The 19,640-nt window shown below is 64.4% G+C and carries 16 protein-coding genes and 1 pseudogene; 4 read left to right on the top strand and 13 right to left on the bottom strand.

Going from position 1 to position 19,640, the window contains the following annotated elements; translation table 11 throughout:
- Positions 1-272: 272 nt before the first annotated feature.
- The 9 genes and pseudogenes from SB772_RS26320 to SB772_RS26280 form a co-directional block, all read right to left on the bottom strand.
- Positions 273-986: an ABC transporter ATP-binding protein gene (locus SB772_RS26320; protein ID WP_410836108.1), complete on the bottom strand. Its 714-nt coding sequence runs from the start codon at positions 984-986 to the stop codon at positions 273-275.
- Entirely contained in the window at positions 983-1,735 is a 753-nt protein-coding gene (locus tag SB772_RS26315) for an ABC transporter ATP-binding protein (RefSeq protein ID WP_410836107.1), read from the bottom strand. The genes SB772_RS26320 and SB772_RS26315 overlap by 4 nt, the downstream gene beginning before the upstream one ends.
- Positions 1,732-3,018, bottom strand: a complete 1,287-nt coding sequence (locus tag SB772_RS26310; protein WP_410836106.1) for a branched-chain amino acid ABC transporter permease — start codon at positions 3,016-3,018, stop codon at positions 1,732-1,734. The genes SB772_RS26315 and SB772_RS26310 overlap by 4 nt, the downstream gene beginning before the upstream one ends.
- Positions 3,011-3,949 (bottom strand): branched-chain amino acid ABC transporter permease, encoded by a 939-nt coding sequence (locus SB772_RS26305; RefSeq protein ID WP_410836105.1) that lies wholly within the window; start codon positions 3,947-3,949, stop codon positions 3,011-3,013. The genes SB772_RS26310 and SB772_RS26305 overlap by 8 nt, the downstream gene beginning before the upstream one ends.
- A gap of 4 nt (positions 3,950-3,953) precedes the next feature.
- The gene (locus SB772_RS26300; protein WP_410836104.1) at positions 3,954-4,403 is read right to left on the bottom strand and encodes an acyl-CoA thioesterase; all 450 of its coding nucleotides are present in this window, start codon (positions 4,401-4,403) and stop codon (positions 3,954-3,956) included.
- 48 nt (positions 4,404-4,451) lie between these two features.
- Entirely contained in the window at positions 4,452-5,600 is a 1,149-nt protein-coding gene (locus SB772_RS26295; RefSeq protein WP_410836103.1) for an iron-containing alcohol dehydrogenase, read from the bottom strand.
- A 23-nt stretch (positions 5,601-5,623) separates the two neighbouring features.
- A complete protein-coding gene (locus SB772_RS26290) occupies positions 5,624-6,154 on the bottom strand; it encodes an NUDIX domain-containing protein (protein ID WP_410836102.1) in 531 nt (176 codons plus the stop codon).
- A 72-nt stretch (positions 6,155-6,226) separates the two neighbouring features.
- Positions 6,227-6,604, bottom strand: a pseudogene (locus SB772_RS26285) (threonine aldolase); the annotation flags it as partial.
- 301 nt (positions 6,605-6,905) lie between these two features.
- The gene (locus tag SB772_RS26280; protein WP_410836101.1) at positions 6,906-8,180 is read right to left on the bottom strand and encodes a YbfB/YjiJ family MFS transporter; all 1,275 of its coding nucleotides are present in this window, start codon (positions 8,178-8,180) and stop codon (positions 6,906-6,908) included.
- A gap of 116 nt (positions 8,181-8,296) precedes the next feature.
- On the opposite strand from SB772_RS26280, the gene SB772_RS26275 reads away from it, so the two are divergent.
- Positions 8,297-9,253: a LysR family transcriptional regulator gene (locus SB772_RS26275; protein ID WP_410836100.1), complete on the top strand. Its 957-nt coding sequence runs from the start codon at positions 8,297-8,299 to the stop codon at positions 9,251-9,253.
- Here SB772_RS26275 and alaS read toward each other — a convergent pair.
- Positions 9,250-11,874 carry an alanine--tRNA ligase gene (gene alaS, locus SB772_RS26270; RefSeq protein WP_410836099.1) on the bottom strand — a complete coding sequence of 875 codons (2,625 nt, stop codon included), beginning with the start codon at positions 11,872-11,874 and terminating at the stop codon, positions 9,250-9,252. The two genes, SB772_RS26275 and alaS, sit on opposite strands and share 4 nt — an antisense overlap.
- Positions 11,875-12,170: 296 nt before the next feature.
- Between alaS and SB772_RS26265 the strand changes: the two genes are divergently transcribed.
- Positions 12,171-13,391, top strand: coding sequence for a CaiB/BaiF CoA transferase family protein (locus SB772_RS26265; protein WP_410836098.1), 1,221 nt, complete (start codon positions 12,171-12,173; stop codon positions 13,389-13,391).
- A 120-nt stretch (positions 13,392-13,511) separates the two neighbouring features.
- On the opposite strand, the gene SB772_RS26260 is transcribed toward SB772_RS26265, so the two are convergent.
- Positions 13,512-14,084 carry an RBBP9/YdeN family alpha/beta hydrolase gene (locus SB772_RS26260; protein ID WP_410836097.1) on the bottom strand — a complete coding sequence of 191 codons (573 nt, stop codon included), beginning with the start codon at positions 14,082-14,084 and terminating at the stop codon, positions 13,512-13,514.
- 45 nt (positions 14,085-14,129) lie between these two features.
- A complete protein-coding gene (gene ggt, locus SB772_RS26255; RefSeq protein WP_410836096.1) occupies positions 14,130-15,884 on the bottom strand; it encodes a gamma-glutamyltransferase in 1,755 nt (584 codons plus the stop codon).
- Positions 15,885-16,139: 255 nt separating this feature from the next.
- Between ggt and SB772_RS26250 the strand changes: the two genes are divergently transcribed.
- Together SB772_RS26250 and SB772_RS26245 are read left to right on the top strand one after the other, a co-directional pair.
- Positions 16,140-17,849: a glutamine--tRNA ligase/YqeY domain fusion protein gene (locus tag SB772_RS26250; RefSeq protein WP_410836095.1), complete on the top strand. Its 1,710-nt coding sequence runs from the start codon at positions 16,140-16,142 to the stop codon at positions 17,847-17,849.
- Positions 17,850-18,071: 222 nt separating this feature from the next.
- Entirely contained in the window at positions 18,072-18,977 is a 906-nt protein-coding gene (locus tag SB772_RS26245; RefSeq protein ID WP_410836169.1) for a transporter substrate-binding domain-containing protein, read from the top strand.
- A gap of 53 nt (positions 18,978-19,030) precedes the next feature.
- Here the strand turns inward: SB772_RS26245 and SB772_RS26240 are convergent, their stop codons facing one another.
- Entirely contained in the window at positions 19,031-19,480 is a 450-nt protein-coding gene (locus tag SB772_RS26240; RefSeq protein WP_410836094.1) for an NUDIX hydrolase, read from the bottom strand.
- Positions 19,481-19,640 lie beyond the last annotated feature (160 nt).

Raw genomic sequence — 19,640 nt, 5'->3', positions numbered from 1 at the left:
ACCCGCTTAAGAGCTAGCGGTGTGAGCCGCTTTCTTTTGCCTACTTTTCTTTGCGGCCGGCAAAGAAAAGTAGGTGCCCCCCGCACAGGGGGAACGCTAATAGACCAATAACAAAGCAAGGAAAGGCCAACGCCGCAGGCACACAGACAACGCCGCCGCCAAAGGCAAAAAACCACTACTTTCTAATACTCAAATCCACATCAAAAGGACAGCAAACCGATCGCAATTTCGAATGGCGCGGCGCAATAAAACCACGGCGCGCCACTCGGCGGCTAACCCACGCCGAGCCATTCCTGCATCACGTCGGGCCGCCTGAGAAACGAAGCGAGCGCGCCGTCAAAGACAACCTCGCCATGCCCCATCACCGCGACACGGCTGGCGATGTCTTGGGCGATCACAAGCCGCTGTTCGATCAGCAGCATCGCCACACCGCGATCGCGCAGCATCCGCAGACACTGCGCGACCTGCCCCATCACCTGGCTCGCGAGGCCCTCGCCGGGCTCGTCGATCACCAGCAGATCAGGGTCGCCGAGCAACGCCCGGGCGAGCGTCAGCATCTGTTGCTCACCACCCGATAACGCGCCGGCACGCGTGCGTTTTCGCTCGCGCAAGACGGGGAATAGTTCGTAGGCGTCGTCGAAGGCGAAACGCGGCGTGCGGCCCCGGTCACGCGGCGCGACGCCGAGTTGCAGATTCTCGTGAACGCTCAGCGTCGGAAACACATCGCGATGCTCAGGCACATAGCCGAGCCCCAGACGGGCGATTTCGAACGTGTGCAGCCCGCCGAGCGAATGGCCGGCAAAGCGCAACTCGCCCTCGCTACGCACGACGCCCATGATGGCGCGCGCCAGCGTCGAGCGGCCGGAACCGTTGCGCCCGACCAGCGCGAGCACTTCGCCCGCGTCGAGCCGCAGCGTGACGCCATGCAGCGCCTGGCTCGCGCCATACCAGGCGTTCAGTCCTTGAATGTCGAGCAGCGCCGTCATGCGCCGAAACCGTCGCCGAGGTAGGCCGCGCGCACCGCCGCATCCGCGCGAATCGCCGACGGCGTGCCGGTCGCGATGATGCGGCCCTGCACCAACACGGAGATGCGGTCGGCGAGACCGAACACGGCGTCCATGTCGTGCTCGATCATCAGCAATGTGCGCCCGGCGGTCGTCTGGCGAATCAGTTCGATCGCGCGCGCGGCTTCGGCGCGGTTCATGCCGGCGGTCGGTTCGTCGAGCAGCAAGGTGTGCGCGCCGCCTGCCAGTGCAAGACCGAGATCGAGCGCGCGCTGCTCCGCATAGCTGAGTGTGCCGGCCTGGATGTGTCGGCGCGCGCTCAGCCCCACCGCTTCGAGCACCTGTTCGGCGCGCGCATCGACGGTGCGTGAACCGCTAAAGCGCTGCCACCAGCGCATGCGGTCACGCTCGGCAAGCATCGCTGCACAACGCAAGTTGTCGAACACACTCAGTCGCGCGAACACGCTGGTGGTCTGGAAGCTGCGCGCGAGGCCACGGCGCGTGATCGCGGCCGGCGCCAGACGCGTGATCTCCGCACCGAACATGTCGATGCGCCCGGCGCTCGGGCGCGCGCCGCCGGCGATCAGATTGAAGAGCGTCGACTTGCCGGCGCCGTTCGGGCCGATCAGCGCGTGACGCTCGCCGGGCTCGATGGCGAGATCGACGCCGCGCAGAATCTGCGTCGCGCCGAAGCGTTTCTCGATGCCGTAAAGCGCGAGGGCCGGGATCATCGCGCGTCTCCGCTTATCGGCGCGCGGCGCAATGCGACAAGGCGTGCTCGCGCGCGAGCCGCGCAATGCGCCGCGAGTGCGCCGAGTAACGCGAGTAGGCAAACCGCTATGCCAAGCCATAGATGCGACGGCGCATTTTCCATCGACATGCCGATTACGTTGAAGGCCGCGCCGTCGTCCGCGCCGAATTGCGCGGCGTACGCCCACTGCACAGCAAGCACGACGGCAAGCATCCACAGCAGCGCCGAGGCCGTCCCCCATAGATAAGCCTTGCTGCACACGCGCCAGCCGTATTCGGCAAAACGTGCCGTGTGCCGCTGCACGAAGCCCGCGAGGCCATCGGGCGCGGCCACGACGACCACGATAAAAAACAGCCCCAGATAGAACAGCCACGCCCGCGTGACGCTCGCCACCGCAACGCTGAAAAACGTCAGGACGATGGCGCCTGCCACCGGTCCGAAAAACGCCGCCGTTCCACCGATCACCGTCGCGATCAGCACCGCGCCCGAACGCATCATGCCGACGCTTTCGGTCGACACCAGTTCGACATTGATCAACCCCAAGGTCCCCGCGATGCCCGCAAAAAAAGCCGCCAACACCACCGCGCCGTAGCGGATGCGGCGCGGGTAGCAGCCGATCGCCGCGGCGCGCGCCGGGTTGTCGCGCACGGCGTTGGCGAGCCGCATGAACGGCGTGCGCGATAGCCGGAACATCGCGGCAGTCGCCAGCAAGCACCACAGCGCGATCAATGCATAGGCCTGAGACGCCGGGCCAAAACTCCAGCGCCCCAGCATCGGCCCGCTCGCGCGATCGATCGGCACGCCGGCCGCGCCGCCGAACCAGTCGGGCAATGTCCACGCGGCCGCCGCGACGAGTTCGCCGATGCCGAGCGTGATCATCGCGAACGCGGTGCCGGCACGTCGCGTCGAAACGAAACCGAACAGCACGCCGCACAACGCGCCGCCGACGCCGCCCACCAGCGGCAGCAACACCAGCGGCACGCCGATCCGGTTGAACAGTTGCGCCGCAACGAGCGCGCCCAACCCGGAATAGGCGGCGTGGCCGAACGACAGCAACCCCGTTTCACCGAGCAGCAAGTTGTACGACAGCGCAAAAACGATCATCGTCGCGGTCTGCGCGAGATAGGCGAGCAGCCAGCTTTGCGGCCAGACAAGCGGCGGCACCGTGAGGAAGGCAACGAGCGCGAGCCACGGCGCGATCAGGCGCGACCTCGAGCGAAACTGAGTCATGGTCGATTCGGGTAATTCGAGCAATTCACGCATGGTCGTCACGCCGGCCGAAGAGTCCGCGCGGCCGCAACGCCAGCATTGCGATCAGCAGCAGATAAGGGATCAGCGGCGCGAGTTGCGCGAGCGTCAGCGCATCCCATGCGGACGGCAGCGATGCTCCGAATGCCGACATGACGTCGCCCAATGAGACACCGCTTGCCACCGCAAAAGTCTGCACGCAGCCGACGATCAGCGAAGCCGCGAGCGCCCCGCTCAACGAGCCGAGCCCGCCGATCACGACCACCACGAAGACGATCGACCCGACCGACTCCGCCATCGCCGGTTCGATCACGAAGAGCGGCGCGCCGATCACGCCGGCCAACGCGGCGAGTGCCGTGCCCGCGGCGAACACGCCGGTGAACACGCGCGGCACGTTGTGACCGAGCGCCTCGACGGCGCTCGCGTGCGTAAGCGCGGCGCGCACGATCAAGCCGGCTTTCGACACGCGCAAGACCGCGTACAGCACCGCGAGCATCGTCAGCGACACGGCCATCATGAACGCCCGATAGCGCGCAAAAGCCGCGCCGTAGACGGTGAACAACGGGCCACCTAGCGCGGCCGGCACGCTCGCGCTCAGTGCGCTCAAGCCCCAGCCGAGCTTGACGGCTTCGCCGATCAGATACGCCGCGCCGAAGGTGAGCAGCAACTCGGCAAGATGACCGTGCGCACGCACGCGGCGCAACAGCCAACGTTCCATCGCCGCGCCGATCACACCGACGATCAGCGGTGCGACCACCAACGCCGGCCAGAACCCGGCATGCGCCGCCACCGAAAACCCGACGTACGCCCCGAGCATATAGAAGCTCGCGTGCGCGAAATTCAGCACGCCCAGCATGCTGAAAATCAGCGTCAGGCCCGCCGACAGCATGAACAGCAGCAGCCCGTAGCTGACCCCGTTCAGCAGATTGATGACGAACGACTGCACGCGCCTATTCCGCCACCGCTGCTACGGCCAGCGGTTCGAGCGCGGCACGCAATGGCGCCGGCAGCGTCACCGGACGACGCGTCGCGCGATCCACATAGACATGCACGAAATGACCTTGCGCGGCGGGTTGATCTTCGCCTTCCTTGAACAGCCCCACTTCGTAACGCACACTCGACGTGCCGAGCCGCACGACCCGCAAGCCCGCGTCGACCCGGTCGGGAAACACCAGCGGCGCGAAATAGTTGCAATGCGTCTCGACCACGAGGCCGATCGTCGCGCCGTGCTCGAAGTCGAGCACGCCGGCGCGAATCAGATACTCGTTCACCACCGTATCGAAGTAGCTGTAATAGACGACATTGTTCACATGGCCATAGACGTCGTTGTCCATCCAGCGCGTCGTGATCGGCAGAAAGTGCGGGTACGCCGCGCGCGCGGCCGGTGCGGGTTTATTCATCGTGACGGGTCTTGGTCGTAGTCTCGGTCGTTGTTCTGCCTGGCTGCCTCAAAGCGATTCGGTCAGCATGCGGCGGTAGTCGTCGGCTGTCGCTTCGCGCGGATTCGTGCTATGGCAGTGATCGGCCAGCGCGCCCTGGATAACCTTGTCGAACACGCTTTCGTCGACGCCCATCTGCTTCAGACCCGTCGGCAAACCGAGTCGCGCGCTCATCTCGAACAGCGCCTGCGCAAGATCCGCGTTCTCCGGCAAATTCATCACGCGACGCATCCGTGCATAGCGCTTTTCGGCGACCACGGTGTCGGCGGTTTCGTTGAAGCGCAGTACGGCCGGCAACACGACCGCGTTCAGCGTGCCGTGATGCAACGACGTGCGCCCGTTCACCACCAGGCCGCCCAACGGATGCGACAGCGAATGCACGCAGCCGAGGCCTTTCTGGAATGCCATCGCGCCTTGCATCGACGCGCTCATCATGTTCAGGCGTGCTGCGCGATCGCTGCCGTCCGTCGTCGCGCGTTCGATGTTGGCCCACGCGCGCTCCAGGCCGTCGAGCGCGATGCCGTCCGCGGGCGGATTGAAGGCCGGTGCGAGAAAGGTTTCGATGCAGTGCGCGACCGCGTCCATACCGGTCGCGGCGGTCAAACCGGGCGGCAGCCCGAGCGTGAGCGCCGGATCGCACAACGCCGATTTCGGCAGCAGATGCCACGAGTGGAAGCCGAGCTTGCGGCCGTCGTTCAGAATCACGATCGCGCCGCGCGCGACTTCGCTGCCGGTGCCGGCGGTGGTGGGCACGGCGATCAGCGGCGCGGCGGCGTCGGTGATCTTCGGGCTGCCGCCTTCGATGGTCGCGTATTGGGTCAGCGCGCCTGGGTGTGTGGCCGCGATCGCCACACCTTTGGCCAGATCGATCGACGATCCGCCGCCCACCGCGATCAACCCGTCACAGCCTTCGTCGCGATACCGCGCGGCGGCCGCCAGCACCATCGCTTCGGTCGGATTCGACGGCGTGTCGTCGAACACCGGCACATCGCCGAACTTCAACGCATCGAGCGCGCGCTGCGCGATGCCGGCGGCGACCACGCCCTTGTCGGTAATCAGCAACGGCCGCTTGATGCCGATTCGCGCGCATTCCGACGGCAGTTGCGACAGCGCGTCGTAGCCAAGATGGATATGGGTCAGATAGTAGATGTAGGCCATGTCGTCCCCCTCCTTTTTCAAGCCTATTGTCCGGGCTTCTCGACAAATTCGAACGGCAAGCCGCGCCGGCGCATCCATTCGCCGAGCGCCTGACCGGTGCCCGCACGCCACGGACGCAGCCTGGCCGGCTCGATCAGCCGGTATTCGAGCAATTCCGGCGACAACGCGATCGTCCCGTATGCTTTCACGTGATACGCAATGATCAACTCGTTCTTGCGGATGAATTCGTATACGCCGATCAGTTCGACCGTCTCCGCGTGCAGCGAGGTTTCTTCGAGCACTTCGCGGGCGATGCCCTCTTCCGGCGTCTCGCCGTTCTCCAGAAAACCGGTAATCAGCGCGAACATGCCTTCCGGCCACGCGGCGTTGCGCGCGAGCAGAATCTTGCCCTCGTACTCGACAATCGCGGCCACCACCGGCAACGGATTGTTCCAGTGGACGTAGCCGCATTGCGCATTGGGACAGGTCTGGCGCACGCGCCCGCCTTCGTGCTCGGCGTCGGCGCGCTCGACCAGAGGCGTGGCACAGCGTGGACAAAATTGATATTGAGTCATGGCGAGAGGGGCGTCTTGTATGTCTTGCGTCTGATTATGTTTTGCGTGCCGCGCTATACCCGGCGCGCGCTTTCAGGCCGTGCACAGTTCGCGCACTTCTGCGGCAAAACGCTCGACGGTTTCCGGTTGCGTGTCCCATGCGCACATCAACCGGCAACCGCGCGTGCCGATGAATTCGTAGAACTTCAAGCCGCGCACACGTATCGCCTTGGCAGCCTGCGTCGGCAGTTGCGCAAACACCGCGTTCGATTCGCTCGGGAACATGATGCTCACGCCGGGAATTTCCTGCAACCGCCTTTGCAGCAATTGCGCCATCGCGTTCGCATGACGCGCGTTGCGCAGCCATACGTCGCCGTCGAGCAGGCCGAGCCAAGGCGCCGAGATGAAGCGCACCTTTGAGGCCGGCTGGCCGGCCTGCTTCAGACGGTAGGCGAAGTCGGCGGCGAGCGCCTCGGGACAGATGCCGGCATCGTTATCGAACGCAAAATGTTGCATGGCTGGCGACGCGCCCGGCGACAGACGCGCTGAGATGACCGGAAAGCGGTCATTTTAGTGCGCCGAGGGGTTATTTGTTTTTCGGTTGCCTGAGATTTGCGGGACAGTTGGTGCGACAAGCGTATGTTGCCGCCGAAGCGCGGACCGATGGACTTGACGGGCGCGCACTTGCGGAACCGGTCGACGCAGAACATTTTGCAGAGCGGCTGTGGACGGTGTCTCGAATACGTGCCACGCGGCGCCCCGTGGTGTGCCGTCAGGAGCAGCCGCAATCGGGCATGCGGCCACGACCGCGCGGCATGCACGCCACGACGATCAGGCCCGCTGCGCCCAGCAGCAACGCGCCCGCCGCCAGCCACAGCGCCGGCGAAAACGATCCGGTATGTTCCGCGATCGGCGCGGCTACCAGCGGGCCGACGATCTGACCGACGCCATACGCCGCGGTCGCATAGCCCATCAGGCCGGCCGCATCGTCGCCGCGCAAACGGCGCGCCTCGCGCATCGCGAACAGGGTGATCGCGGTGAACGGCAGTCCGATCAGAACGCTGCCGAACGAGAAGCCGCCCGCCGTCGGCCAGACGATGCCCAGCGCAATGCCGCAGGCCTGCAGCACATAGCAGCCGGCAAGCAGCGTGCGATTGTCCCAATGCACCGGCAGCCGCGCCGCCAGCAGCGCGCCGACGATCAGCGCCGCACCGAGCATCGGCCAGAACAGATCGGGCCAGCCCGAGCCCGGCAGCGCATGGCGCGCGATCACCGGCAGGAAGGTCGCGGTGATGATGTAGCCGAAACCGGGCACGCCGTAGAGCAGGACCAGCCAGAAGGCGTCGGCGCGGTGTGTGGTGCGGCTTGGGTCATGCGGACTCGCAGGGGCCGAGGTGGTTGAGCCGGCCGTACGCGGGCTGGCGTTTCTCGCGGTCGATCCAGTCGCAGCGCCGAATACCGGCCAAACCACGATCGACAGCACCGCCGCGATGAGCCCGAAGCCGATCCAACCCGCCGTCGCGCCATAACCGCCGGCGACGCTGACCAGCAATCCCGTGCCGACGATGCCGACGCCCGGCCCCGTGTAAATCACGCCGCCCCACCCGTGCGCGCCGAATTCGGCCAGCCGCCGCAGGCCCCACTGCGACGCGAAGACGAAGGTCCAGGCGCTGATTGCGCCGGCGACGAAACGCACCACGGCCCAAATCCAGAACTGACTCGCGATGCCCATCGCCAGTGTCAGCAAGACCGTGACGACGAGGCCGGCGCGAACCATCCGTGCCGGCTCGACCCGCAGCGCCGCGCAGGTGACGGCGCCGACGAAATAGCCCGCGTAGTTGAACGACGCGAGCCAGCCACCGTGCTGGATATCGATTGACGGTTGCCCGAAAGCGCTGCCGTGGAGCATCAGCGGCAACAACGGCGTGAACGCGAAGCGTCCGATGCCGAGCGCCACCGCCAGCGTGACCATGCAGGCAAGCGCCGCGCGGCGGGCGGCGTGGCGTTCGGCACGTAAGTCGTGCACCTTCGAGGCGAGATCGTTCATAGGCGGTGGCAATCCAGCGGAGCCGGCGGCTGCCGGCGCATTGAATCCATATTAGCTTGACCTTTCGATCACGAAAAATGAATAATTTGGATACGACCTATCGCCTGGAGAGAATCATGGATCTGGCCGCCTTGACCATTTTCCGCGCCGTCGTGCGGGAAAACGGCGTGACGCGCGCCGCTGCCAAACTCAATCGCGTGCAATCGAATGTGACGACGCGTATCAAGCAGCTTGAAGAACAACTGGGCACTGACCTGTTCATCCGCGACGGCCGGCGCCTCGTGCTGACCCCGGCCGGCGAGACGCTGCTGCCCTACGCCGAGCGGCTGCTCGCGCTTGCCGACGAAGCGCGCCATGCGGTGCGCGAGGATCGTCCGAGTGGGCGATTGCGGCTGGGCACGATGGAGAGCGTCGCGGCGACGCGCCTGCCTGGGTTGCTCGCGCATTATCACCAGAACTGGCCCGACGTCGCGCTCGAACTCGAAACGGGCACCACAGGCAAGCTGATCGAGCGGGTGCGTGAATTCGAAGTGGATGCCGCACTGGTAGCGACGCCGCCCGACCCTGCCGTGCTCAGCGAGTTGTTCGAGACGGTGCCGGTATTCCGTGAGGAACTGGTGATGCTGACGCCGCGCGGGCATCGGCCGATTCGCGAAGTGCGGGATATTGCCTTATCGACTTTGATTGCGTTTGAACGTGGATGTGCGTATCGCGCTTATATCGAGAAGTGGTATCTGGAGCATGGTGTCAGGCCAGCCCGGGTGCTGGAGCTGGGTTCTTATCATGCGATTGTGGCTTGTGTCGCCGCTGGGGCTGGGGTGGCCGTGGCGCCACGGTCGGTGCTGGATTTGCAAGCCGATGCCAGCAATATCGCCGTGCATGCGCTTGCCGATATTGGGGTGATCGACACGCTTCTCGTCTGGCGGCGGGGGCATTTTTCTTCTGCGCTGAACGCGTTGAAGAACACGCTAACCGGTGCTGAAGATGCAGTTGAGCCGCCTGCGGCAGAGGCAAAAAAAACCGCTGCCGCGCGAGCATCCCCGGTCCCGCGCAGCAAATTCCAGCAGCTTTAAAGCTGCCCTTCAACCCACCCCTTAACCCCGGCAAGCGCCGCAGGCAAATTAGCGGGTTCAGTCCCGCCAGCCTGCGCCATATCAGGGCGACCACCACCCTTCCCCCCGACTTGCTGCGCAACAAAGTTGACCAGTTCGCCGGCCTTGACCTTCTTGCTGGCGTCCGCCGTCACACCGGCGATCAAACTCACCTTGCCGCCTTCAACCGAGGCCAGCACGATCGCCGCGCTCTTCAACTTGTCCTTCAGCTTATCGACCGTTTCCCGCAGCGTCTTCACATCCGCGCCCTCGAGCGTGGCAGCCAACACATGCACGCCGGCAACTTCAATCGCCTGGCCGGCAAGCTCATCGCCCTGACTCGAAGCCAATTTGGACTTCAACGCGCCAAGCTCCTTCTCCAGCGATTTCACCTGATCCTGCACCTGCACGATCCGCTGCGTCAGCTCCGACGGTTGCGCCTTCAATGCAGCAGCCGCCGCATTGATCCGCGCGTCGAGGTCCTGCACGAAGCGCACTGCGTTATCGCCCGTAATCGCTTCCACGCGACGAATGCCGGCAGCAACGCCGCCTTCCATCACAATCTTGAAGAAACCGATATCGCCGGTGCGATGCACGTGTGTGCCGCCGCACAACTCACGCGAGAAACCGAGGTCGAGCACGCGCACTTCATCGCCGTACTTTTCGCCGAACAGCGCCATCGCGCCGCCCTTCACCGCTTCGTCGAACGGCATCACCCGCACGATGCCCGGCGCGTTCGCCAGCACTTCAGCGTTGACGATTTCTTCGACACGACGGATCTGCTCGTCGGTCATGGGCACGTTGTGCGCGAAGTCGAAACGGGTCTTCTCCGGGTCCACCAGGGAGCCCTTCTGCTGCACGTGCGAACCGAGCACTTCGCGCAGCGCCTTGTGCATCAAGTGGGTAGCCGAGTGATTGCGGGCTGTGCGCGCGCGGCGCACTGCGTCGATCTCGGCCTTCACGACGTCGCCGACTTTCAGCGTGCCCTGCTCGAGCGTGCCGTGATGGCCGACCACGTCGGCCTGCACCTTCAGCGTATCGGTGACCGCAAAGCGCACGCTCGCGTTAGCCAACACGCCCTGGTCGCCGACCTGGCCGCCCGACTCCGCGTAGAACGGCGTGTGGTCGAGCACGACAACCGCTTGCTGGCCGTGGGTCACTTCCTTCACCGACGCACCGTCTACGTACAACGCGATCACTTTCGCGTCGTCGAAGACGATTTCTTCGTAACCGTGGAACGTGGTCTTCGCGCCCGAGTATTCGAGGCCCTGCGCCATCTTGAACTTGCCGGCCGCGCGAGCCTGTTCGCGCTGACGCGCCATCGCTTCGTCGAAGGCGGCTTCGTCAACCGTCACTTCGCGCTCGCGGCACACGTCCGCCGTCAGATCGAGCGGGAAACCATACGTGTCGTGCAGCTTGAACGCGAGTTCGCCGTCGAGTGTCTTGCCGCCCTTCGCTTCGAGCTCGGCCAGCGCGCCTTCGAGAATCGACATGCCGTGCTCGATGGTCTCGAAGAAGCGCTCTTCTTCCTGACGCAGCACGTCGGTCACGCGCTGTTGCGCTTCCTTGAGTTCCGGGTACGCGCCGCCCATCTGCGCAACGAGGTCCGCGACCATGCGATGGAAGAACGAACCCTTCTTGCCCAGTTTGTAGCCGTGGCGGATCGCGCGGCGCACGATACGGCGCAGCACGTAGCCGCGGCCTTCGTTGCCCGGAATCACGCCGTCGACGATCAGGAACGAGCACGCGCGGATGTGATCGGCGATCACCTTCAGCGAGTTGTTCGTCAGATCGGTCACGCCGGTTTCGCGGCCGGCCGCCTCGATGAGCGCCTGGAACAGGTCGATCTCGTAGTTGCTGTGCACGTGCTGCAACACTGCAGCAATACGCTCGAGACCCATGCCGGTGTCGACGCACTGCTTGGGCAGCGGCGTCATGTTGCCCTGGGCATCGCGGTTGAACTGCATGAACACGAGATTCCAGATCTCGATGTAGCGGTCACCGTCTTCTTCAGGGGACCCCGGCGGGCCGCCCCACACGTCCGGGCCGTGGTCGTAGAAAATTTCCGAGCACGGGCCGCAGGGGCCGGTGTCGGCCATTTGCCAGAAGTTGTCCGACGCGTAGCGCGCGCCTTTGTTGTCGCCGATGCGGATGATCCGCTCGACCGGCACGCCGACTTCCTTCGCCCAGATGTCGTGTGCTTCGTCGTCTTCGTGATAGACGGTGACCCACAGCTTGTCTTTCGGCAGCTGGTACACGCCGGTCAGCAATTCCCACGCGTAGTGGATCGCGTCGCGCTTGAAGTAGTCGCCGAACGAGAAATTGCCCAGCATTTCAAAGAATGTGTGGTGGCGCGCGGTGTAGCCGACGTTTTCCAGATCGTTGTGCTTGCCGCCGGCGCGCACGCTGCGCTGCGCGGTCGTGGCGCGCGAATACGGACGCGATTCCGCGCCGAGGAACACATCTTTGAACTGCACCATTCCCGAATTGGTGAAGAGCAGTGTCGGGTCGTTGCCGGGCACAAGGCTCGACGAGCGGACGATCGTATGGCCCTTCGATTCGAAGAACTTGAGGAATTTCTCGCGGATTTCGGCGGCTTTCATAGCGTGCGGGGACGGTCCTGACTGTTTCCGGCGGCATCATGGGGATGCGCCAACTGTTTGTTTCTTAAACGACTGATTATACGGGATCGGCGCCCGTGCGCGGCGGCGCGCCCCGCACCCGCTGTGCACCGTTAGCCGTTCGGCCAGGTTTGGCCGGCTAGCGCGGGACATGGCGATGCGCATCATTCGTCCTATGCCGTTCGGCCGACTGCGCCGCCGCGCGGGAATCGCTTAAGATTGCCCACATCGACGGCGCCTCACGCGCCGCTTCGACTATCCAGGAGACATCGAAGAATATGGGCGCTCTCAGTCATATCCGCGTGCTGGACCTCACACGTGTGCTCGCCGGGCCCTGGTGCGCGCAGACGCTCGCCGATTTCGGCGCCGACGTCATCAAGATCGAACGCCCCGAGGTCGGTGACGACACCCGTCATTGGGGGCCGCCGTATCTGAAAACGCCGCAAGGCGACGATACGCGCGAGGCCGCCTACTACCTCTCGGCAAACCGCAACAAGCGCTCGGTCACCGTGGATATCGCGTCGCCCGAAGGCCAGCGGATCATCCGCGAACTGGCCGCGCAAAGCGATGTGGTGCTGGAGAACTACAAGGTCGGCCAATTGAAGAAGTACGGTCTCGATTACGCGTCGCTGAAAGAAGTGAAGCCCGATCTGATCTACTGCTCGGTGACCGGCTTCGGGCAGACCGGGCCGTATGCGCAGCGGGCGGGCTATGACTTCATCGTGCAAGGCATCGGCGGCTTCATGAGCATTACCGGCGAGCGCGATGGCCAGCCGGGCGGCGGACCGCAGAAGGCCGGCGTCGCGATCGCCGACCTGATGACCGGCATGTATTCGACCATCGCCGTGCTGGCCGCGCTCACGCATCGCGACCGCACGGGCGAAGGCCAGTACATCGATATGGCGCTGCTCGACGTGCAGGTGGCGATGCTTGCCAACATGAATTCGAATTTTCTCGCGAGCGGCCAGCCGCCGGTGCGCTGGGGCAATGCGCATCCGAACATCGTGCCCTACCAGACTTTCCAGACCAGCGACGGTTGGATCATCGTCGCGGTCGGCAACGACGGCCAGTTCCGCAAGTTTGTCGAAGCCGGCAGCCGTGCGGAGTTGGCCGACGACGAACGCTTCGCGACCAACCCGGCTCGCGTGCGCCACCGCGACATTCTGGTGCCGATCCTCGCGGACATGGTCCGCCTGCAGGGCAAGCAGCAATGGCTCGCCGCGCTGGAAGCCGCCGGCGTGCCGTGCGGACCGATCAACGATCTGGGCGAGGTGTTCGAAAACGAGCAGGTGGTGGCGCGCGGCATGCGAGTCGATCTGCCGCATCCGTCCGGAGGCACGGTCAAGCTGGTGCGCAATCCGATCAATATGAGCGGCACGCCGCCCGAGGCGCTGGCCCATCCGCCCACGCTCGGCGAGCACACCGACAGCATCCTGCGCGACTTGCTCGGTTATGACGACGCGCGGATTGCGGCGTTGCGGGGGCAGTCGGTGATTTAAGCGTGGCAGTGGAGCGGTGTCGGCGTGCGAACCGGAGCATTGAGTCCACGCGGCATCCGTGGCAGCGCGCCACAGTCGTTCAAGGCCGGCGCGCGTCGCGCCCAGCCCGCCACGGATGACTCACTTCGACGCGCCCTCCGGCTTGTTGAACGAGGCCAGCCAGCGCCGCCCTTCGTCCCAGTCGCCGAGCCCGCTGTCGGCGTTGATATGACCGCGCGGGCCAATGCCGATCCAGCGGCTGCCCCACGCCGTCGCGCAGGCCTGAGAGAACGGCACGGTGCCGTACGGATCGTCGCTGCTGGCGACGACTATGCTCGCAAACGGCAAGCGTGCAAGCGGCACCGGCCCAAACCCGCTGGCATCCTGTGGGAACTGCGCCCCTGACGGATCGGGCACGGCCACCAGCAACGCACCCGCTACCTTCGCAAGCTGCGCGGCGCTGGCGTACTGCGCCGCCCAGAAAGCCGTGGTCAGGCAGCCGAGGCTGTGCGCGGCCAACACCACCGGGGCATCGGCAGCGGCTACCGCCGCGTCGAGCGTGCGGCACCACGCATGGCGCGCGGGATGATCCCAGTCCGGCATCTGCACACGCGCGAACGCGGGATCGAGCGCTTCCCAGCGCGTTTGCCAGTGGCCCTCGCCGGAATTCTGGTAGCCCGGCAGCACGAGTACTTCTGGTTTTTGTCCGCTCATCACCTTCCCCGTCACGATTGTTTTTTGGTCGACCGACGCCGCAGTTCAATGAATCACCTGTCCCACGCCCACGCCGCGCGGATCGGCCGCCGGCTCCGGGTTCGTGCCGTCGACGCGAATCAGTTGCACGTCGCCGTTGAACGGCTGTCCTTGCAACGTATAGCCCTTCGCTTGCAGCTGCTCGGCCAACTCGCCGGTAATCGGATGGTATGGCTCCCAGTAGATCGTCTTCTGCGGCAGCAACTGGTGATGGAAACGCATTGCAGCCAGCGCATCGGCAGGCGCCATATTGAAGTCGTACAGGTTCGTCATCACCTGGAAGATCGAGGTGAATATGCGCGAACCGCCCGGCGTGCCGATGACGAGCGATACCTTATCGTCCTTCAACAGAATGGTCGGCGCCATCGACGACAGCGGCCGGCGCCCCGGCGCCACCGTGTTGACTTCGTTGCCGCTTACACCGAACTGATTCCCGGTGCCCGGTTTGATGACGAAATCGTCCATTTCATCGTTCAGCAGGAAACCGCCGCCGTCCACCACCACGCCCGAGCCGAACGGCCCATTCAGCGTGTAGGTGTTCGATACGGCGTTGCCCCATTTGTCGACCACCGAGAAATGCGTGGTTTGCGCTTTTTCCGGCATCGTGTCGCCGAGGCCCGGTTTGACCGGCGTCGCGCCCGGCACCGCGTCGGGTTTGACCTCGTCGGCGCGTTGCGCGAGGTAGGCATCGTCGATCAGCTTGTCGACCGGCACCTTGTACGAATCCGGGTCGCCCAGGTACTGCTGGCGATCGGCGAATACGCGGTCTTCGATTTGCGCGATCAAGTGGATGTACGGCACGGAGTTCAGTTCGAGGCCGTCGAAGGCCGGCTTCAGATCCGCCTTCATTTTCAGCATCTGGATCAATCCGATGCCGCCCGAACTCGGCGGCGGCGCCGAGACGATCCTGTAGCCGTTCCACTGCGCGGTGACCGGCTGGCGCCAGACCGCCTTGTATTGAATCAGGTCCTGTCTGCTCACGAGGCCGTGGCCGTACATCTGCCGGGCGATCAGATCGGCGGTGCGGCCCTCGTAGAATTCACGCCCGCCGTCGCTGGCAATACGCGACAAGGTTTGCGCGAGTTCGGGCTGACGGAACGTGACGCCCGCTTTCAGATTCGCGAAATAGGCATCGAAATTGGTCTTCCCGGCAAAACTCTTCGCCGCGTCGTCGTGCCGCTTCTGCAACCACGGCTCGACCTGGAAACCGTCGGTAGCGTATCGGATCGCCGGCGCCAGCACCTGCTTCCACTTCAGCTTGCCGAAGCGCTGCTGCGCTTCCCACATGCCGTCGACCGTGCCCGGCACGCCTACCGCGCGATGGCCGACGAGGCTCATGCCCGGCACGAGGCTCCCCTTGTCGTCGAGGTACATATCGCGGGTCGCCAGTTGCGGCGCGCGTTCGCGGTAGTCGAGAAAGTACGGTTTGCCGTCCATGAACACCGTCATGAAACCGCCTCCGCCGAGGTTGCCGGCGTCCGGATAAGTCACGGCGAGCGTGAAGGCGATCGCCACCGCGGCGTCCACCGCGTTGCCGCCGGCGGCGAAGATCTGCTGCGCCGTGTCGGCGCTGTAGCGATCCGGCACGGCCACCGCCGAGGCGTCCAGCACGGCCTTCGGCGTGGCGGTTTTCGCCAGCGCGGGCGCCGGGGCGACGAAACTGCCGGTGAATGCGGCGAACACGGCCGCGGCCGTCAGGATTCGAGCAAGGGAAAGAGAAGCGAAAGGCGCGCGAGGCGCGTGGTGCGTCGGGACGGACATCCGAGAAACTCCGGGAACCAAGGGCGTCATGTTGCACGAACGGCAGGCGTTCGTGCAAGGCGGCCAAGGGGGGCGTGGCCTGTCGTTGTAGCACCTCTACCGCATTTCGCCGCGCGCCGTCCGACGTCAAAATTACGCCAAAACGCTCAAACGTTGGCTGCGCGCCGCATTCGCCTGCCGCAAGGAGAGTCGTCAGGTAGAATCGACGGATAAGCGGGCGCATTGCGCGCCCCCGACAGACTTCGACCTTTTCGCATGAATACCGAACGCAACGACGCGCCAGCGGCATCCAATTTCATCCGCAACATCATCGACGACGATAACCGCACCGGCAAGTGGGGCCAACGCGTCGAAACGCGCTTTCCGCCCGAGCCGAACGGCTATCTGCATATCGGTCACGCAAAGAGCATCTGCCTGAATTTCGGCGTGGCGCGCAGCTACGGCGGCGTGTGCCATCTGCGTTTCGACGACACGAATCCGGAAAAGGAAAGCGTCGAATACGTCGACTCGATTATCGATTCCGTGCGCTGGCTCGGCTTCGAGTGGGAAAAAGACGGCAAGGAACAGCTCTACTTCGCAAGCGACTACTACGACAAGCTGTACGAATTCGCCGAGTTGCTGATCGAGCGCGGCAAGGCGTATGTGGATAGCCAGTCGGCCGAAGAAATGCGCGCGAACCGCGGCTCGGCAAGCGAAGTCGGCACGCCGTCACGGTTCCGCGATCGTTCCGTGCAGGAAAACCTCGACCTGTTCCGCCGCATGAAAGCCGGCGAGTTCAAGGAAGGCGAGCATGTGCTGCGCGCGAAGATCGACATGTCGTCGCCGAACTTCAATATGCGCGATCCGGTCATCTACCGGATCCGCTTCGCGCATCATTACCGCACTGGCGACAAATGGTGCGTGTACCCGATGTACGACTACACGCACTGCATTTCGGACGCGTTGGAAAACATCACGCATTCGCTGTGCACGCTCGAATTCGAAGACCACCGTCCGCTGTACGACTGGATTCTGAACGAACTGGCCGAAGCCGGCATTTTCACGCGCCCGCTGCCGCAACAAATCGAGTTTTCGCGCCTGAATCTGACCTACGCGATCACCAGCAAGCGCAAGCTGCTGCAACTGGTGACCGAAGGCCACGTCGACGGTTGGGACGACCCGCGCATGCCGACCATCGTCGGCCTGCGCCGGCGCGGTTTCACCCCGGATGGCATCCAGTTGTTCTGCGAGCGCATCGGCGTCACCAAGGTCGATTCGTGGATCGACATGAGCGTGCTCGAAGGCGCGCTGCGCGACGATCTGGATGAGAAGGCACCGCGTATCGCGGCTGTGCTCGACCCGCTCAAACTGATCATCGACAACTTCCCCGAAGGCGTCACCGAATCCTGCCACGCGCCGGTGCATCCGCACCATCCGGAACACGGCGTGCGCGAATTCCCGATCTCTCGCGAACTGTGGATCGAGCGCGACGACTTCACCGAAGCGCCGCCGAAGGGCTATTTCCGCCTGTTCCCGGGCAACAAGGTGCGCTTGCGCTACGGCTACGTGATCGAATGCACGGGCGCTGAAAAGGACGAGAACGGCAACATCGTTGCAGTCCACTGCAACTACTTCCCGGACAGCAAATCGGGCACCGAAGGCGCGAACAACTACAAGGTCAAGGGCAACATTCACTGGGTCAGCGCCGCCGGCGCGTGTCCTGCCGAAGTGCGCATCTACGACCGTCTGTTCAAGGAACCGCAACCGGACGCGGGCGGCCGCGATTACCTCGAAGCGCTGAATCCGGATTCGAAGCGCGTGGTCAATGCCTACCTGGAACCGGGCGCGCGCGACGCGCTGCCGGAACAGCGCTATCAGTTCGAGCGCCACGGCTACTTTGTCGCCGACCGCGTCGATTCGAAACCGGGCAAACCCGTATTCAATCGCATCGTCAGTCTGCGCGACAGTTGGGGCAAGCCGGCGTAAGCTGGAACGGCTTTCCGCTGATAGAAGATCTGGAGTTGATCACGGCGTGCATCTTGTGAGCGAGGTGCACGCCGTTTCGTTGCATCACGTTCGTTCGACAGTGACAGCGCAGCATACGTGCACGCCGGTCCGGGAGATCCGATGAAAGTTGCAGCCCGCTGCGGGGCGAGTGCATGGGGCACACGTCACGCGCGTATCGTTTCCGCAGTACATTCCGCACGCATGGCACTTGGCGCACGTGGTGCGCTCATGGCGCTGCTCATGTGCGGCGGTGCATCGCTTGCGTGCATCGCACACGCCGACGAACTGACCGGCACGCTGAAGAAAATCCACGACGACGGTGTGGTCGTGCTCGGCGTGCGCGAAGCATCGATTCCCTTTTCCTACTTCGACGGCAAACACACGGTCGGCTACTCGCAGACTATCGCGCTGCAGATCGTCGATGAAATCCGAAAGACGCTCGGCATGCCGCAGCTGAAGGTGCAAGAAATCACCGTCACCTCGTCGAACCGCACGCCGATGCTGCTGAACAATCAGATCGATCTGGAGTGCGGCTCGACCACGCACACGGTCGAGCGCGAGAATCTGGCCGCTTTCTCGAACAGCTTCTTCCAGTACGCGGTGCGCATGATCGCGCGCAAGGGCAGTGGCATCACGGACTTTCAGGATCTTGCCGGCAAGCCGGTGGTGACGACCGCGGGCACCTCCGACGAACGCCTGCTGCGCCGCCTGAACACCGATAGACATCTAAATATGCGCATCACCAGCGCGCGCGATCATCAGGAAGCATTCGACGCGCTCAAGGATGACCGGGCGGTGGCCTTCGTGATGGACGAGCCGATCGTGTACGGTTTCAAATCGACCGACCCGCACCCCGAAGACTTCGTGGTGACCGGCACACCGCTCGGCTATGAAGTCTACGCATGCATGTTCCGCAAGGGCGACGAGCCGTTCCGCAATCTGGTGAATGGGGTGATCGCGCGCGGCCAGATGTCCGGCGACGCGGAGCGTCTGTACAAGCTGTGGTTCACGCAGCCGATTCCGCCGCACGGCATCAATCTGAATTTTCCGCTGTCGGAACAGAACCGCGCGCTGTTCGCTCATCCGAACGACCGCGCGCTCGACTGAAGCGCCGGCACGCCGCCGGGCAGCCAGGCATGGGACCGCTCGCACGGCTGCCGTTACAGGGTGCGATGCAGCTCCGCGAGCGAAAGCGTGGTTTGAAAGAGCCTTGTGAGGCTGCGGCTCGCATACCGTTCGACTTCGTCCGGCGCGGCCCAGCGGTACGCATCCATTTCAGGAATCAGCGTGCCGTCCGAGCGGCGCGGAAACAACGACGTGCAAATGCACGAAGACAGATCCAGTTCGCCGACGGTGGCGCGCGCGGCGAACAGATGCAGATCCTTGTCACGCCGATAGACGAACAGGCCGAGATCTTTCAGGCGCTCGGCCGCAATCGCGATGCCGGTCTCCTCGACCATCTCGCGCAGCGCGGTGACGTGCGGCGCCTCGCCCTCTTCCTCGTGTCCTTTCGGAATGTCCCAATGCGACGTTTCGGTGGCGTGCGCGAGCAGCACCCGTCCATCCGGATCGAGCAGCACGATGCCGCACGACACGACCCGCGCGCTCATCGCCGCACCGCGCCATCGGGCGGATACATGGCTCCGAACAGCGCCGGCCGCGAGGCCGCGCGCTTCGTCAGACCGGCCCGCATGCTTGCTCGCTGATCGCGCCGGCAAGCAGCAGGCCGCCGGCGGTCAGATGAAACAGAGCACGGGTCCGCATCGACAT

This window comes from Paraburkholderia sp. SIMBA_030 (genome assembly GCF_046535245.1).
Classification (GTDB): domain Bacteria; phylum Pseudomonadota; class Gammaproteobacteria; order Burkholderiales; family Burkholderiaceae; genus Paraburkholderia.
This window is presented reverse-complemented; position numbering and strand designations above follow the sequence as displayed.